The organism is Sphingomonas sp. Ant H11, assembly GCF_000797515.1.
Taxonomy (GTDB): domain Bacteria; phylum Pseudomonadota; class Alphaproteobacteria; order Sphingomonadales; family Sphingomonadaceae; genus Sphingomonas.
The window spans coordinates 1-15485 of record NZ_JSBN01000150.1; the positions used below are offsets into that span (position 1 = coordinate 1).

Below are 15485 nucleotides of genomic sequence, written 5' to 3' on the forward strand. Positions count from 1 at the left end.
GTGCCACGGTGGCACCCAAGGCTGCCGAAGCTGCTGCGGCACCCGCCGCCCCGGCGGCGGTCGCCCCGGCCAAGCCCGCCGCAATCCCCGACATTCCGCACACCGCCGAAAAGCTCAGCAACGTGCGCAAGACGATCGCGCGCCGCCTGACCGAATCGAAGCAAACGGTTCCGCACATCTATCTGACGGTCGACATCCGGCTCGACGCGCTGCTCAAGCTGCGTGGCGAGCTCAACAAGGGGCTGGAGCCACGCGGCGTAAAGCTGTCGGTCAACGATCTGCTGATCAAGGCGCTCGCCGCCAGCTTGATCCAGGTGCCCAAGTGCAACGTGATGTTCACCCCCGACCAGCTGATCAGCTTCAGCCGTGCCGATATTTCGGTCGCGGTGTCGACGCCGACCGGGCTGATCACGCCGATCATCGCCGGGGCCGACACCAAGGGTGTGGCCGCGATCTCGACCGAGATGAAGGATCTCGCCGCGCGCGCGCGCGACAATAAGCTGAAGCCCGAGGAATATCAGGGCGGCACCGCCTCGCTCAGCAACATGGGCATGTACGGGATCAAGCAGTTCGAGGCGGTGATCAACCCGCCGCAGGGCATGATCATGGCGATCGGCGCGGGCGAGAAGCGCCCCTATATCATCGACGACACGCTCGGCGTGGCGACGGTGATGTCGGCCACCGGCAGCTTCGATCACCGCGCGATCGACGGTGCCGACGGCGCGCAACTGATGCAGGCGTTCAAGACGCTGGTCGAAGCGCCGTTGTCGATGCTGGCATAATCCGTCGATGCGTCGCACCCTCATCGAGTTGCTCCATATCGCGGCGGGCATTTTCGCGACGGCAGTGTTTGCGGCGGGGGCGGTCTGGGCATTGCCCCATGCCGCCGCGACGATCTGGGGTGTCGCCTACGGCGTGATGGTCGTGGTGGTGTTGATGGGAATCCGGCCGTTGCGGCTGGCCTGGCGGGCGGATCACGACGACCGGCCCGCCGATGGTTGAGTTTCCCCCCGACTACCCGCCCGCGATTCGCGCGACAGCGATGGCGTGCGATGCGAACCCTTATGGCAAGATCTTCGTCGGCTGGCTGATGGGGCAGATGGCGCTGGCCGCCGGATCGGTCGCCTCGCGTTTTTGCGGCGCACGCGCGCCGGTGGTGGCGGCCGATGGGTTCAGTTTCACCGCTCCGGTCGAGATTGGCGATGAGGTGAGCTTTCATGCCGAGATCGTTGGCACCGGGCGGACCTCGATGACCGTCGCTGTACAGGTCTGGCGACGCGACCGGCACGGCGAGGGCACCTCGCAAGCCGCGGCCGGCCGCTTTACATTGGTTTCGATGGGGGAGGACGACCGTCCGCTCCCGCTTAAAGTAGTTCCGCTACAAGAAGGATCCTCCCTTGGCTGATACGTTCGATCTCGTCATCCTCGGCTCCGGCCCCGGCGGTTATGTCGCCGCGATCCGCGCGGCGCAGCTCGGGCTCAAGACGGCCATTGTAGAGCGCGAGCGGCTGGGCGGCATTTGCCTCAACTGGGGCTGCATCCCGACCAAGGCGCTGCTGCGCACCTCGGAAATCTATCACTATATGCAGCACGCCGAATCCTATGGCTTGAAGGCCGAGAAGGTCGGTTTCGATCTGCCCAAGATCGTCGAGCGCAGCCGCAAGGTCGCGGGCCAGCTCAATGCCGGCGTCAAAGGCCTGATGAAGAAGAACAAGGTCACGGTGTATGAGGGCGTCGGCACGCTGACGGGCAAGGGCAAGCTCAGCGTCAAGCAGGGCGACAAGACCTCCGAGCTCGAAGCCAAGCACATCATCATCGCCACCGGCGCGCGCGCGCGCGATCTGCCCTTCGCCAAGGCGGATGGGGAGCGCATCTGGACCTATCGCCACGCGATGGTGCCGACCGAAATGCCGACCAAGCTGCTGGTCATCGGCTCGGGCGCGATCGGTGTGGAGTTCGCCAGCTTCTACAACGACATGGGTGCCGATGTTACGATCGTCGAGATGCTTCCGCGCATTCTGCCGGTGGAAGATGAAGAAGTCTCCGCTTTCATGGACAAGGCGCTGACCAAGCAGGGAATCAAGCTGCTCACCGGCACGGGGCTCGAGGGCCTGACCACCTCGCCCAAGGGCGTTACCGCCAAGATCAAGGGCAAGGACGGCAAGGTGACCTCCGAGGAGTTCAGCCATGTCATCGTCGCCATCGGCATCGTGCCCAATACCGAGAATATCGGGCTGGAAGCGCTGGGGATCGAAACCGATCGCGGCCACATCAAGGTCGATGGCTATGCCCGCACCAATGTCGAGGGGATCTATGCGATCGGCGACGTGACCGGCGCGCCGTGGCTCGCGCACAAGGCGAGCCATGAAGGCATCGTCTGCGTCGAGGCACTGGCGGGCCTCAAGCCGCATCCGTTCGACAAGTGGAATATCCCCGGCTGCACCTATTCGCGTCCGCAAGTCGCGAGCGTGGGGCTGACCGAGGCCAAGGCCAAGGAAGCGGGTTACGAGCTGAAGGTCGGCAAATTCCCCTTCATCGGCAATGGCAAGGCGATTGCGCTCGGCGAGGCCGAGGGTTTCGTGAAGACGGTGTTCGACGCCAAGACCGGCGAATTGCTCGGCGCACACATGGTCGGTGCCGAAGTGACCGAACTGATCCAGGGCTATGTCATCGCGCGCCAGCTCGAGACGACCGAGGCCGAGCTGATGGAAACGGTATTCGCGCATCCGACGCTCAGCGAAATGATGCACGAAAGCGTGCTCGGCGCGTACGGTCGCGCGTTGCACATCTGATGGATGCTCGTGCGCCCGTAGCGGGACGTCCGCGACCTATATGATACCGTCGCCGCCCCGCATCTGGACGGTTGCCGGGGTGACGCTGCTATTGCTGGCGGGCGCGCTGGCGCTGTTCTGGCCGGGCATCGCGATGTACGATAGCGTCGGCCAGTTCGCCCAGGTGCTGAGCGGGGCCTACGAGGACTGGCACCCGCCCGCGATGGCGCGGATGTGGAGCCTGCTCCACGCCGCCTTCGGTGGCACAAGCGAGCCGATGTTCGTTGCACAGATGGTGTTGTATTGGGCCGGGTTCGGCCTGATCGCAGCGGCGTTGGCGCGGCTGGGGCGGGGCGGTGCGGCTGCCGCGGTGCTGGCGATTGGCGCGCTGCCGCTGTTCCTGGGCTGGCAAGCGGTGGTGCTCAAGGACACGCAAATGCTGGGCGCTGTGCTGGCGGCGTGTGGTGCGGTCGCGTGGTGGCGGCTCCGGGGTGCGCGCGTCCCGGTATGGGCGCTGATCGCGGTGGCGGCGTTGCTGGCTTATGCCACGCTGGTGCGCGCAAATGCGGTGTTCGCAACCGTGCCGCTGGCGGTGATGCTGTTCGGGACGGGGCGCTGGTGGACGCGGCTCGCGCTCGGTCTGGCGGGCGTGGCGGCGGTGTTGATGGTATCACCGATCCTCAATCACGGACCGTTGGGAGCGACGTCGAGCGGGGTCGAGCGAACCGAAGCGCTCTATGATCTGGCCGGAATTGCGGTGCGCGCGCCCGATACGGCGATTGGCTTTACTCCGCTCGAAGCGCGGGCATTGCAGGCCGGGCATTGCGTAAAACCCTATTTCTGGGATCCGCTGGGCGAGGAAACGCGTTGCGCACCCATCGTGGCGCGCCTGCAGCGATTGCCTGCCGGAGCCCTCTATCGAATGCTGGTCGCCGCGATCTTTCGCAATCCCGTCGCCTATGCGGCGCACCGTCTGGCGCATTTCAATTCTACCGAGCGCTGGCTGGTGCCGGCTGGCTGGGCGGGGGCGGCTCCGCCCGCGCGGAGCGAGCCCAACGATTTTGCCCTTGGCAATCCCGGCGTGGTGGCGCGCGGGTGGCAGGTGGCCGCGCGGTGGATGGCGGAGACGCCGCTGGGGTGGCCCTTTGCGTGGCTGACGGTTGCGATCGTCGGGCTGGCGGTGGCCGCTCCCCGTGCGAGCGGACCGCCGCGTGACCTGGCGCTGGCGCTGTTGGTTTCGGCGATCACGCTGGAGCTGAGTTTCGGCGTGCTGAGCATTGCCTCGGACCTGCGCTACCATTTGTGGCCGATGGTTGCGACGGCACTGGCGACGGTGCTGTTGTGGGGGGACTGGCGGCAAAGCAAGCGCGCTGGGCGGATCGGCGGACTGGCCCTTGCCGTGGTGCTGGTTGCTGGAACCGTGGCACGGCTGACCCTGCCGACTCCGCCGACCAGCTATCGCGATTTGCTGCGGTAGGAAACGCGGCGGTTGATGACCGCGCCCGGCCAAGCACGCGAACCCTTTGGATCGCAATGCTTGGGCCGGGGGGGGAGTCGATCAGGCGGCGGTCGGTGCCGTCGTAAATTGCACCACATCGTCGTCGCGTTTCGCGGTGACGGGTGGGGTGCGGTCGAAGGCGCGCGTGCCGGAGTCGGCCGCGATGTGCTTCAGACGCCCATCAATCGAGGCACCGGTTTCGATCGCGATCGATTCATATTCGACATCGCCGACGATGCGGGCAGCCCGTTCGATCGTAAGCTGACGGACCGAGACCGAGCCCTCGATCGCACCGGCAAGGCGTGCGATTTCGGCGGTTACCGCACCGTTGATGCGGCTGTCATTGCCCTGGACGAGCGTCGCGCAATGGACGTCCCCGTCGACCCGACCGTCGATGTGCAAATCTGCGGTGGCCGCGACATTTCCGGTGATCACCACGTCTGGGCCAAGGACCGAGAACATGCCACGCTTGCCATTGGCGTTTTGCGACAGCGTCGGCGGCGCTGGGGGAAGCCCCGAACCCGCATCCCGGTCGCCGCGCGAATTGCTCGTGAAAATCGCCATCTACCTGTCCCCACACACCCCGAATCTGGAGTTTTGCTACCATAGCCTGCAGAAATTACAGAACTAAGTTCTCGCGGGCTGGCGTGCCATAAGGGGATTGTCGTTGGCTGCGGGCTTCAGGACGCTGCGCGCGAGCCACAGCGTTGCCGTCACCAGCGCTCCCGCGCCAAGGATGGCGAGGCCGCCAAGCCCCGATAGGTCCGCCAAAACGCCAAGCGCCGATCCGGCTTGTACCAGTAATGCGATGCGCCAGCTCGCAGGGTCGCGCTTGCTCAGCGCGAGGATCAGCACGAGCATGTCGGCGAGAAAGACGCCGCTTGGGTGGAGGTGCGGCAGTAGCCCCGCCATGATCAGCGAAGCGAGCAAGGCCGCCGCCACAAGCGAATGCCCGCTCAGTCGCAGCGTTGAAATACGCGCGACATAGGCACCGCTGACCCCGATAGTCGCCGCTAAGGCGAGTCCGGACAGCGGAACTCCCCCGAGGGGGAGCACCTGTACGATCGTCCAGATATTGGGGGCATTGACCGAAAGCTGTTGAACGCCGTCGGCCTTCACGAAAAAGGCGCAGGCCCAGCCGCCTATTGGCCAGCCTGCCGCGAAACGCGCCGCCAGCGTCGCTGCGGCGACCAGCGGGGCGACTGCCCAACGGTATACCGGGACGCGCCGATCGATGAGCAATGCCAGAAAAAAGGGCGCGACGAACATCGCCTGCGGATCGATGCCCAGAGCGCTCCCCCAGCACAGCAGCATCAGGATATGGCGGCGATCGAGCGCTGCGGCGAGCGCCATCAGACAGGCTGCCATCCACAGTGCATCGTTCAGGTCGGCCAGGCCCGCACCGAACAGGACGCACGGCCCAAGCGCGAAAAGCGCTGCACGTCGGCCGGGCTCGGCCGTATCGAGCCGCCGCAGTACCGCCAGCCCGGCAAGTGCCACGACAACGATGCCAAGCAGAGCGCAAAATGCGGCAAAGGGCGTCGCCCAAAGCGTGGCGGCAATGACGAACGCCCCGGCAATCGGCAGCGACACGGCTACTGGCGGCAAGCGCTGCCGTTCCGGGCGCGCAGGCATCGTGATGAAGGCGGCGTTCACCCGTTTGTCTTGCCAATGTCGGGCTAAGGCCGCGTTAAGGTCGCAGCCGTTCTTTGCAGAGAAGCCAACGCCTCTTGCTCCGGGACGCGGCGAGGTTCACCATCGGTGCCGCGACGCATAAGACGTCGGCCGGAGAGTGACGATGCTGCAGCCAAGCGGCGAGAGACCGCCACCCTTCGTCTGCTCGTGCGTTGACGCGACTGACCGTTTGAAGACGGCGTATCAGCAGAAGGAAACGAGCGCATGACGGATACAGCAAGCGACGCTTTCAAGGAGACAATCGCCGATCCGGCCAAAAAGGCGGCGGAATCGATTCGCGACGCCGGCACGAAGATCGCCGAGAACAGCGCCAGTGTGGGGCTTAAGTTGCTGGACCAGGCCGAAACCAACACGCGAGAGGCGTTTGCCGCGATGCGCGCTGCCGCCTCAGCCAAGGATCTTTCGGAAGTGATGAAGATTCAAGGCGAATTTCTGCGCGAACAGGGCAGCCGCAGCATGACCCAGGCGCGCGAAATCGGTGAAGTGATCCTGCAATTCGGTCGCGACGCAGTGGGGGCAGTGCGCGGGGACGCGTGACCGGACAAGGGCGCTCGCTCCGGGTGCCCTTGTCTGCGGACAATAAGGGGAGGGTCAGGCTGGGTCCTCGGCAGTCCGGGATTTCCCGGCAACGGGCATATCATGGCTGAGAATGGTGAGGTCATAGGCCGTCCCGGCGCGATCGCGGACTTGGCCTTTGAGCAGCGCCTCGGCGCGGAAGCCCAGGCTCTCGAACAGCATCACCGATCCTATCTGATCCGGGGTCATCTGTGCGGTCAATTTGGTGAGGCCACGGTCCATCGCGATCGCGTAAATGCCCTCCAGCAAATCGCGGCCCAGCCCGGCCCCCCGCTTCTCCGGCGAGACGAGCAAACGGACTTCGCCGACATGGCCGCTCCAGCCCAGCGGGTCGCGCACCAACGCCGCCGCGCCGACCAGCCTCCCCTGATCGTCCTCGGCGATGAGGCTGTCGATCGCACCTTCGCCGATCGCCTCAACCCAGGCGGCGATCACGCGCGGATGCCGCAAATCGCGCCCGAGGAACAACAGATCGTGCTCGGGCAAGCGTTCGGCAAACGCTTGCATCGCCGTTTCGTCTTTTGCCGCGAACCGGCGAATGTGATGGCCCATGCTGATCGTTTCCCCAAAGCCCCACGATCAAGCTCGGCCTATGCCACCCGATCGACCGCCCCGGCAGCGAGGCTGGCACGCCTGCCTGCGATTGTCACCTGTGTCCGACGCAAAATGTTGGCGCGCACCGCCTGAGGTGCTCAAGGGCGCGGCGCGGTGGGTTGCGGTCCCGTCGGCGTGACATCCAAGGCCGCATCCCCGCCCAGCGCCCGGTACAGCGTCACCCGATTGGTTGCGCCGGTCAGCCGCGTCGTAACCAGCGAGCGCTGCGCCGAATAGAGCGAGCGTTGCGCGTCGAGGCTTTGCAGGAAGGTGTCGATGCCGCCGCGATAGCGCGCGTCGGACAGGCGGTAATTGTCCCCTGCGGATTTGGTCAGCGCCTCTTGCGCCGCCAATTGGTTGCCGATCGTGCCGCGCCGGGCCAGCGCATTGGCGACTTCCGAAAACGCCGTCTGGATCGATTTTTCATAGCTGGCGAGCGCGGAATCGCGTTGCGCCTGCGATTGCGCGACACCCGCGCGACCGGCACCGGCGCGGAAGATCGGATAGCTTACGCTCGGCGCAACCGAGTAGTTGAAGGCACCGCCGGTAAACAGGTTGCTGAGCGAGGTACTGGCAAGGCCCGCCAGAGCAGTGAGCGAAATGCGCGGGAACAGTGCCGCGCGCGCCGCCCCAATCTGCGCATTGGCGGCGCGCAGCGTATATTCCGCCTGCACCACGTCGGGGCGGCGGAGCAGGATGCCTGAATCGAGCCCGGCTGGCAGGTCGGCGATTGTCGGGGCGGCTTCCTCGATCGACGTCGGCAGCAAAATGGGGTCGACCGGGGCACCAACCAGCAATTGCAAGGCGTTGATGTCCTGCGCGACGGCGGTGGTCTGCGTTGCAAGATCGGACAAGGCGGTTTGCTGCACGATCTGCGCCTGGTCGAGATCGGTGCGCGGCGCGATCCCGCCATCGAGCCGTGCCTTGGTGAGCGTAACGCTGCGCTGCGCGCTGGCCGCGGTATCGCGCGCGATCTTCAACAGGCTCTGGTCCGAGGCATAATTGAGCCAGGCGGAAGCGATGTCACCGACCAAGGTCAGTCGGGTTGCGCGCGCGGCGGATTCGGTCGCGAAATAGCTGTTCTGCGCGGCGGTGGTCAGCGAGCGAACGCGACCGAACAGATCGATTTCGAACGCCGTAATGCCCAGGCTGGCCGAATATGTGTCGCGAACCCCCGATCCGCCGGTCGTTGTGCCGCCGCTCGTCGATCCGCCGGTGCTGCCCGAGGAGACGCCACTGGTCCCGTTGTCGCGATGGCTGAAGCTGAGCCCGCCATCGACTTCGGGCAACAATGCCGCGCGCTGAATGCGATATTGCGCCCGCGCCGTCGCGATATTGGCGGCCGCGATCCGTAGATCGCGATTGTTGACCAGCGCCTGCTCGACGATCTTTTGCAGGCGCGGATCGCGGAAAATGTCGCGATAACTGACGCTCGGCAGCGCCGCTTCGCTCTGTTTCAGATACGCATCGCCGACGGGCCAACTCGGCGGCACGGGCAGATCTGGCCGCACATATTTGGGGGCCATCGAACACGCTGCGAGTGACGTCAGCGCGATCAGCGGGATGGTTTTGCGGATCATGCCGTCGTCTCCGGCTGGCCTGGGGCCGCAGCGGGCGGGGTGGGGTGTTCGTGGTGCAGATGCTTCAACACGTCGCGTGTGCCCCGGCGGACCAGCACGAAGAACAGCGGAATGTAGAAGATCGCGAGGATCGTCGCGGTCAGCATTCCGCCGATCACCGCGGTACCGATGGCGATGCGGCTGTTTGCGCCCGCGCCGGTCGAAATGGCGAGCGGCAGCACGCCGAAGATGAAGGCGAAGCTGGTCATCAAAATCGGCCGCAAGCGAATGCGCGCAGCCTCCAGCGCAGCCTCGATCACGCGCTTGCCCGATTTTTCGGCCTGTTCCGCAAATTCGATCATCAGGATCGCGTTCTTCGCGGCAAGGCCCATCGTCGTCAGCAGCCCGATTTGCAAATAGACGTCGTTCTGCAGCCCGCGCAGCGTGACCGCGAAGATCGCACCGACCAGCCCGAGCGGGATGACCAGCAGCACCGCGATCGGGATCGACCAGCTTTCATACAAAGCGGCAAGGCACAGGAACACGACCAGCAGCGAAATGCCGTAGAGGAACGGTGCCTGTCCCGAGGACAGTCGTTCCTGATAGGACAGACCGCTCCACGCCACGCTAATGCCGGGATAGTGCGCGGCCAGTTCGCTCATGCGGTTCATCGCCGTACCCGAGCTGGTGCCCGGGGCGGCCTGGCCGGACAGCTCATAGGACGAGATGCCCGAGAAGCGGGCGAGCGTCGGCGGGGTCTTGCTCCATGAAATGGTGGAGAAAGCGGAGAAGGGGGCCATTTCCCCGCTCGATCCGCGGACATACCATTGCGCAAGATTCTCAGGGGCCGCGCGGTACTGCGCGTCGCCCTGGACATAGACGCGTTTCACCCGACCGCGATCGTTGAAATCGTTGACGTAGCGGCCGCCCCAGGCGGTCGCCAAGGTGGTGTTGACGTCTGACTGGGTGAGCCCGAGCGCGCTGAGTTTCTGCGCGTCGAGATCGACCTTGAGCGTCGGCTGATCGTCAAGGTCGGTTGGGCGCACGGCGGCCAATGTCGGATCGGCGCGCGCCGCCGCAAGCAAGCTGTCGCGCGCGGCCTTGAAATCGGTGCGGCTCAGCCCGCCGGTATTCTGCAACTCCATCGTAAAGCCGTTGGATTGCCCAAGTCCGCGCACGATCGGCGGGACGGTCGCGTAAAATTCGACGTCGCGCAGCCCGCTCAGGGCCTTGGTCGCGCGTTGGGTGATCGCGTCGGCCCCGTTGACCGCGCCCTTGCGATCGGCCCAATCCTTGAGCGCGATGAAGCCGCGGCCGGCATTCTGCCCGCCGGCCACGCCGCCGCCGCCCGAGCCGGCAACCGTCAGAAATCCGTCCACATTCTTGGCCTCTGGGCCGGAGAAGTATTTCTCGATCTGCATCTGCGCCGCGCGCGTCTGGTTGATCGTCGCACCGGGGGCGAGGTTGAACTGGATCTGCGCGATGCCCTGGTCCTCGGTCGGCAGAAAGCCGGTCGGCAAGCGCACGAACATGATCGCGAGGATCGCAACGACCCCGGCGTAGATCAGCAGGAACAGCCATTTGCGGTCGACCACGCGCGACACGGCATTGCCATAGCGCGTCACCATGCGGTCAAACCCGGTGTTGAACCATTCCGAGGCGCCGCGCGTCTTGCGGTCGAGCCAGCTCTCTTGCTTCGTTTTGTCCTTACGCTTCAGCAACGTGGCGGTCAGCGCCGGGGTCAGCACGAGCGCGACCAGCACGGACAGCCCCATCGCCGATACGATGGTGATTGAAAATTGCCGGTAGATCACGCCGGTCGAGCCGCCGAAAAACGCCATCGGCAGGAACACCGCCGACAGCACCAGTGCGATCGCGATCAGCGCGACGGTGATTTCGTCCATCGACTTGATCGTCGCGTCGCGCGGCGACATTTCGGGATGTTCGTCCATCAGGCGTTCGACATTCTCGACGACGACGATCGCGTCATCGACCAGCAAACCGATCGCCAGCACCAGCCCGAACAGGGTCAGCGTGTTGATCGAAAACCCAGCCAGCGAGAAAATACCGAAGGTGCCGAGCAGCACGACGGGCACCGCAATCGTTGGAATCAAGGTCGCGCGCCAGCTTTGCAGGAACACGAACATGACGACGACGACCAGCGCGATCGCTTCCATCAGCGACTTTTCGACTTCCTCGACCGACAATTTGATGAACGCGGTCGAATCCTGCGGAAAGCTGTAGGCATAGCCATTGGGGAAGTTTTTCGAGGCGCGCTCGATCTCGCTCTTCACCAGTTCGGCGGTGCTGAGCGCATCCGCGCCCGGTGCCAGGCTGACCGCGAGACCTGCGCCGGGATGGCCGTTGACACGGCTGGTGATGCCGTAATTTTCCGAGCCGAGCTCGATCCGGCCGACGTCGGACAGCCGCACCGTCGATCCGTCGGGCTGGGTCTTGAGCACGATCGCGCGGAACTGGTCGGGGGTCGACAGGCGCGACTGCGCCGTGACCGTGGCGTTGAGCACCTGTTCGGGTCCGTTGGGCGTGCCGCCGATTTCGCCGGCCGCGACTTCGGTATTTTGCGCGGTAATCGCGTTGACGACATCGCCCGGGATGAGGCTGTAGCTGGCGAGCTTGTTGGGATCGAGCCACACGCGCATCGCATATTGCGCGCCGAACACGTTGATATCGCCGACACCCTTCAGCCGGCCGATCGAATCCTGCAGGTTGGAAACCAGATAGTCCGACACGTCCTGGTTGGTGGTGCGATCGCTGGTGTCGTAAATCGCGGCGATCAGCAGGAAGTCGGGGTTCGACTTGGTGACGGTAATGCCCTGCTGCTGCACTTGCTGCGGCAGGCGCGGCAGGGCTTGCTGGACCTTATTCTGCACCTGCACCTGTGCGATGTCGGGATCGGTGCCCTTGGCGAAGGTCGCGGAAATGTTGACCTGGCCGCGCGAGGAGGAACTGGTGCTGAAATACAGCAAGCCATCGATGCCGGTGAGCTGTTGCTCGATCACCTGTGCGACCGACGTTTCCAGCGTCTCGGCCGATGCGCCGGGATAGGTCGCGCGGATGTTGACGTTGGGCGGGGCGATATCGGGGAATTGCTCGACGGGAAGCGTATAGATCGCGCCGATCCCGCCAAGCATGATGATGATGGCGATGACCCAGGCGAAGATCGGCCGGTCGATGAAAATGCGCGAGATCACGGGCGGTCAGCCCTTCGACTTGTCAGAGGTCGGTGCCTTGATCGTCTGCGGCGTATCGGCATTGACGGGTTTGATCGGCTGGTTGGGTTTCACCTTGCCGACGCCCTGCGTAATCACTTTGTCGCCTGCGTTCAGGCCGTCGGTAACGACCCAAAACGTACCCTGTGTGCGTGGCGCGACGACCGTCTTCTGGATCGCCTTGTTGCCGGGCCCGACCACGAACACCGTCGCATTGCCCTTGGGGTCGCGCGATACCGCTTGCTGCGGCACGAGGAAGGCCTTGGTATCGATCGACTGCGCAAAGCTGGCGCGGACGAACATGCCGGGAAGCAACAACCCCTGGGGGTTGGGGAAGCGCGCGCGCAGCGTAACGGTGCCGGTTGCGGGGTCGACCACGACTTCCGAAAATTCGACATCGCCGGTCGGGCCGTAATTGCTGCCATCCTCAAGCTTCAGCTGCACATCGGCGCGGGTCGGAATAGCCCCGCCCGACGCGAGCGCACGGCGCAGGCGCAGCAGATCCGCGCTCGCTTGCTGGATGTCGACATAGATGGGATCGAGCCGCTGGATCGTGGTCAGCGGGCTCGTCTGGCTTGCCGTCACCAACGCCCCTTCGGTGAAGAGCGAGCGGCCGATCCGCCCGGTGATCGGGGCAGGGACAGTGGTGAAGCGCAGGTTGATCTTCGCCGTATCGAGCGCGGCGCGATTTTGTTGGACGGCAGCCGCCGCTTGGCGCGCGACTGCGGTGGCGTCGGTATAATCCTGTTTGGCGACCGCTTCCATCTCGACAAGCGGCTTATACCGATCGGCCTTCGCCTTGGTTGCCTCGGCATTGGCGGCAGCGCTGGCGAGGTTGGCCTGCGCCTGATTTGCCGATGCGCGGTACAGGCTCGGGTCGATCTGGTAGAGCGGCTGGCCCTGGCGTACCAAAGCCCCTTCAGTGAAAAAACGATGCAGGATCAGGCCGCTGACCTGCGGCCGCACCTCCGAGCTTTGATAGGCGGCGGTCCGCCCGGCAAGTTCGGTGACGATCGGCACACTGGTTGGCTGCACGACGACGAAGCCGACTTCGGGCGACCCCTTGGCGGTGTTTTTCTTGTTCTGCGACGCAGCGCCGCAGCTGCAAAGCAGCAGGGCAGAACCGCCAAGGAGCGCAATTGTTTGCAGGGGGAAAAACCGAACCGTCATTGCTGTCCACCGCTCCGGGCCAAGTCGGCGCACGGTGGATACCCTGCGCAATCGTCGCCAAACGTTGTCTGTTAGGGATTGTTCCGGGCCCGGATCAACTGTCTCGGTTCGGCCCTAACCGACTCTATTGCGGCGCAACATGTCACCGCAGCTTGGCGATGGTCAACCCATCGGCCTTCGCGCGGTCCTTGGTAGATTCCTCGCTGCGCTTGAGCGCCTTTGCAATGGCCTTGAGCGCCATCCCCTTCTTTGCGAGGGTGTGGAGCTTCTGGATCTCGTCGGTGGTCCATGGTTGCCGGTGGCGTTCGAATCGATCTTCGCTCATAGCGGCGCGCTACCCCAATCGCGCGGCCTGCGCCAGCGTATCGCATGCGTGACACACTCTTGCGACACTTGGCGGCTAGGCGGCCAATATTGTCTCTAACCTCCATCGACGGATTTGTTATGGCTGCCACCACGACCTTGCTGACGCTCGCACTCGCGGCGACCCCCGCGCTGGCCAGCGCGCAGGCGGCACCGCAGCCGGGCCAGGCACCGCAGGCACCGGCCAAATCCACCCACCTCCGGCGTCGGACGATAATGAGGACGGCCCCGACATCGTCGTCCAAGGGGCCAAGCAGCCGGGCGCGGTGATTGGCGACATCCCGCCCGAGCAACAGTTGGGCCCCGCCGATATTCGTTCCTACGGCGTAAGCTCGGTCTCCGAATTGCTGACGGAACTGGCACCGCAGATCCGCAGCGATCGCGGCAGCGGCGGCGCGCCTGTCGTCCTTATCGACGGCAAGCGCATTTCCGGATTCGCAGAGATTCGCGATTTGCCGACCGAGGCAATCGCCCGCGTCGACATCCTTCCGGAGGAAGTCGCGCTGAAATATGGCTATCGCGCCGATCAGAAGGTGGTCAATTTCGTGCTGCGACGGCGCTTCCGCGCGGCGACGGTCGAGCTGTCGGACAAAAGCGCGACTGAGGGCGGTCGCGACACACCACAAGCCGAACTCGATCTGCTGGCCATTGCCAATAAGGGGCGGGTCAACCTGCACCTGGAATATCTGGCATCCGACGCGCTGACCGAGAGCGAGCGCGACATCCTGCCCACCACCAAAGCGTCGGGCACTGGCGGCAGCTCCACCAGTACGGTCGATCAACGCCCGTTTCGCACGTTGCTGCCCTCGGGCCGCACGTTCAACGCCAACACTACCTATGCGCGGACCTTCGGTGCCGTTTCGGGCACCTGAACGCGACGCTGTCGGCAACCGATACCACGGGATTGCTTGGGCTTCCGGCCGACGCGGTGGTCGTCAACGGCGTGCCGAGCGGCAATGTCACCCCGCTCAAGCAGCGCAACTCGACCGTTGGAGCGCATCTCGGCACGGCGTTCAACGGGGCGCTGGGCGGGTGGCAATGGTCGGTTACCGGTGCCTATGATCACAATGAATCGAAGACCTTTACCGATACCGGGCTCGGGTCCGCCGCCGCTTTGGCACCGGTCAATCGCGGCTATTCGACCTCGGACGAGGGACAAGTGGACCTTCTGGTCAACGGCGCTTTGTTCAAGCTGCCGGCGGGCGAAGTCTCGACCAGCGTGCACCTCGGCGGCGATATCAGCGATTTCAGCAGCACGTCGTATCGAGCAGGACTGATTTCGCCCGGAAGTGTGTCGCGCAATACCGCCAACGGCCAGCTCAATATCGACGTGCCACTGACCAGCCGCGCCAAGAATGTGCTGCCGGTGATTGGCAGCCTGTCGGTCAACGGCAATGTCGCGGTCGATCAACTGTCGGACTTCGGCACGCTGACGACACTTGGTTATGGGCTCAATTGGTCGCCGGTGGTGCCGCTGCGGATCATCGCGTCGGTCACCGATCGCGACACCGCACCAACCGCGCAGCAACTCGGCAACCCGCAAGTGGTGACGCCCAACGTGCCGGTCTTCGATTATGTGCGCGGCGTGAATGCCGTCGTGACGACGGTTTCGGGTGGCAACCCCAATCTGATCGCGAGCAACAGCCATACGCGCAAGCTGGGTGTCACGCTAAAGCCATGGAGCACCAAGGACCTGTCGCTGTCGGCCAATTATGTCGATGTGCGTACCGAGAACCCGGTCGCCAGCTTTCCGAGCGCGAGTTCGGCGATCGAGACGGCATTTCCATCGCGCTTCACCCGCGATGCCGATGGCAACCTGCAGCGGATCGACACGCGGCCGATCAATTTCGCCGAGACCAGCCGGTCGGAACTGCGCTGGGGCATCAATTTCTCGGTGCCGCTGAAATCGAAACTGCAAAAGCAAATCGAGGCATGGCGCGCGGGCAAGGGGCCCAATCCGTTTGCTGGGATCAAGGTCCCCGACAGCGTCGCGCGGCAGATCGCGCAGGCACGGGCGGAGCGCGGCGGT

15 protein-coding genes and 1 pseudogene are annotated in these 15485 nt (G+C 64.6%); 9 read left to right on the top strand and 7 right to left on the bottom strand.

The features are described 5' to 3' along the window. The 5 genes from NW75_RS19930 to NW75_RS19950 form a co-directional block, all read left to right on the top strand. Nucleotides 1-782 (top strand): 2-oxo acid dehydrogenase subunit E2 (locus NW75_RS19930; protein WP_033967105.1); only part of this gene is annotated, 782 nt, incomplete at its 5' end. Between the two features lie 7 nt (nt 783-789). Next, nucleotides 790-1002: a hypothetical protein gene (locus tag NW75_RS19935; RefSeq protein WP_033967106.1), complete on the top strand. Its 213-nt coding sequence runs from the start codon at nt 790-792 to the stop codon at nt 1000-1002. Continuing rightward, complete coding sequence (locus NW75_RS19940; RefSeq protein ID WP_033967107.1) at nt 995-1405, top strand: acyl-CoA thioesterase; 411 nt, start codon at nt 995-997, stop codon at nt 1403-1405. Before NW75_RS19935 ends, NW75_RS19940 begins: the two co-directional genes overlap by 8 nt. Continuing rightward, entirely contained in the window at nt 1398-2792 is a 1395-nt protein-coding gene (gene lpdA / locus NW75_RS19945) for a dihydrolipoyl dehydrogenase (protein ID WP_033967109.1), read from the top strand. Before NW75_RS19940 ends, lpdA begins: the two co-directional genes overlap by 8 nt. Nucleotides 2793-2832: 40 nt before the next feature. Beyond that, nucleotides 2833-4248 carry a hypothetical protein gene (locus tag NW75_RS19950; protein WP_033967111.1) on the top strand — a complete coding sequence of 472 codons (1416 nt, stop codon included), beginning with the start codon at nt 2833-2835 and terminating at the stop codon, nt 4246-4248. A gap of 81 nt (nt 4249-4329) precedes the next feature. Here NW75_RS19950 and NW75_RS23210 read toward each other — a convergent pair whose 3' ends face one another. Together NW75_RS23210 and NW75_RS19960 are read right to left on the bottom strand one after the other, a co-directional pair. Continuing rightward, nucleotides 4330-4833, bottom strand: coding sequence for a bactofilin family protein (locus NW75_RS23210; RefSeq protein WP_052192536.1), 504 nt, complete (start codon nt 4831-4833; stop codon nt 4330-4332). 63 nt (nt 4834-4896) lie between these two features. Then, nucleotides 4897-5925 (bottom strand): hypothetical protein, encoded by a 1029-nt coding sequence (locus tag NW75_RS19960; protein ID WP_033967119.1) that lies wholly within the window; start codon nt 5923-5925, stop codon nt 4897-4899. Between the two features lie 243 nt (nt 5926-6168). Between NW75_RS19960 and NW75_RS19965 the strand changes: the two genes are divergently transcribed. After that, nucleotides 6169-6501, top strand: a complete 333-nt coding sequence (locus NW75_RS19965) for a phasin family protein (protein WP_052192537.1) — start codon at nt 6169-6171, stop codon at nt 6499-6501. Nucleotides 6502-6555: 54 nt separating this feature from the next. Here the strand turns inward: NW75_RS19965 and NW75_RS19970 are convergent, their stop codons facing one another. The 5 genes from NW75_RS19970 to NW75_RS19990 form a co-directional block, all read right to left on the bottom strand. Next, entirely contained in the window at nt 6556-7092 is a 537-nt protein-coding gene (locus NW75_RS19970; RefSeq protein WP_033967122.1) for a GNAT family N-acetyltransferase, read from the bottom strand. Nucleotides 7093-7232: 140 nt separating this feature from the next. Next, complete coding sequence (locus NW75_RS19975; RefSeq protein ID WP_033967123.1) at nt 7233-8714, bottom strand: efflux transporter outer membrane subunit; 1482 nt, start codon at nt 8712-8714, stop codon at nt 7233-7235. Continuing rightward, a complete protein-coding gene (locus tag NW75_RS19980) occupies nt 8711-11905 on the bottom strand; it encodes an efflux RND transporter permease subunit (RefSeq protein ID WP_033967125.1) in 3195 nt (1064 codons plus the stop codon). The genes NW75_RS19975 and NW75_RS19980 overlap by 4 nt, the downstream gene beginning before the upstream one ends. 6 nt (nt 11906-11911) lie before the next feature. After that, nucleotides 11912-13093, bottom strand: coding sequence for an efflux RND transporter periplasmic adaptor subunit (locus tag NW75_RS19985; RefSeq protein ID WP_052192538.1), 1182 nt, complete (start codon nt 13091-13093; stop codon nt 11912-11914). A gap of 142 nt (nt 13094-13235) precedes the next feature. Next, nucleotides 13236-13418 (bottom strand): hypothetical protein, encoded by a 183-nt coding sequence (locus tag NW75_RS19990; protein WP_033967126.1) that lies wholly within the window; start codon nt 13416-13418, stop codon nt 13236-13238. A 119-nt stretch (nt 13419-13537) separates the two neighbouring features. On the opposite strand from NW75_RS19990, the gene NW75_RS26985 reads away from it, so the two are divergent. The 3 genes and pseudogenes from NW75_RS26985 to NW75_RS26995 all read left to right on the top strand — a co-directional run. Continuing rightward, nucleotides 13538-13726 (top strand): hypothetical protein, encoded by a 189-nt coding sequence (locus tag NW75_RS26985; RefSeq protein ID WP_033967127.1) that lies wholly within the window; start codon nt 13538-13540, stop codon nt 13724-13726. Continuing rightward, a complete protein-coding gene (locus tag NW75_RS26990; protein WP_052192539.1) occupies nt 13723-14328 on the top strand; it encodes a TonB-dependent receptor in 606 nt (201 codons plus the stop codon). Before NW75_RS26985 ends, NW75_RS26990 begins: the two co-directional genes overlap by 4 nt. A 32-nt stretch (nt 14329-14360) precedes the next feature. Next, nucleotides 14361-15485 (top strand): annotated as a pseudogene (locus NW75_RS26995) (TonB-dependent receptor); the annotation flags it as partial.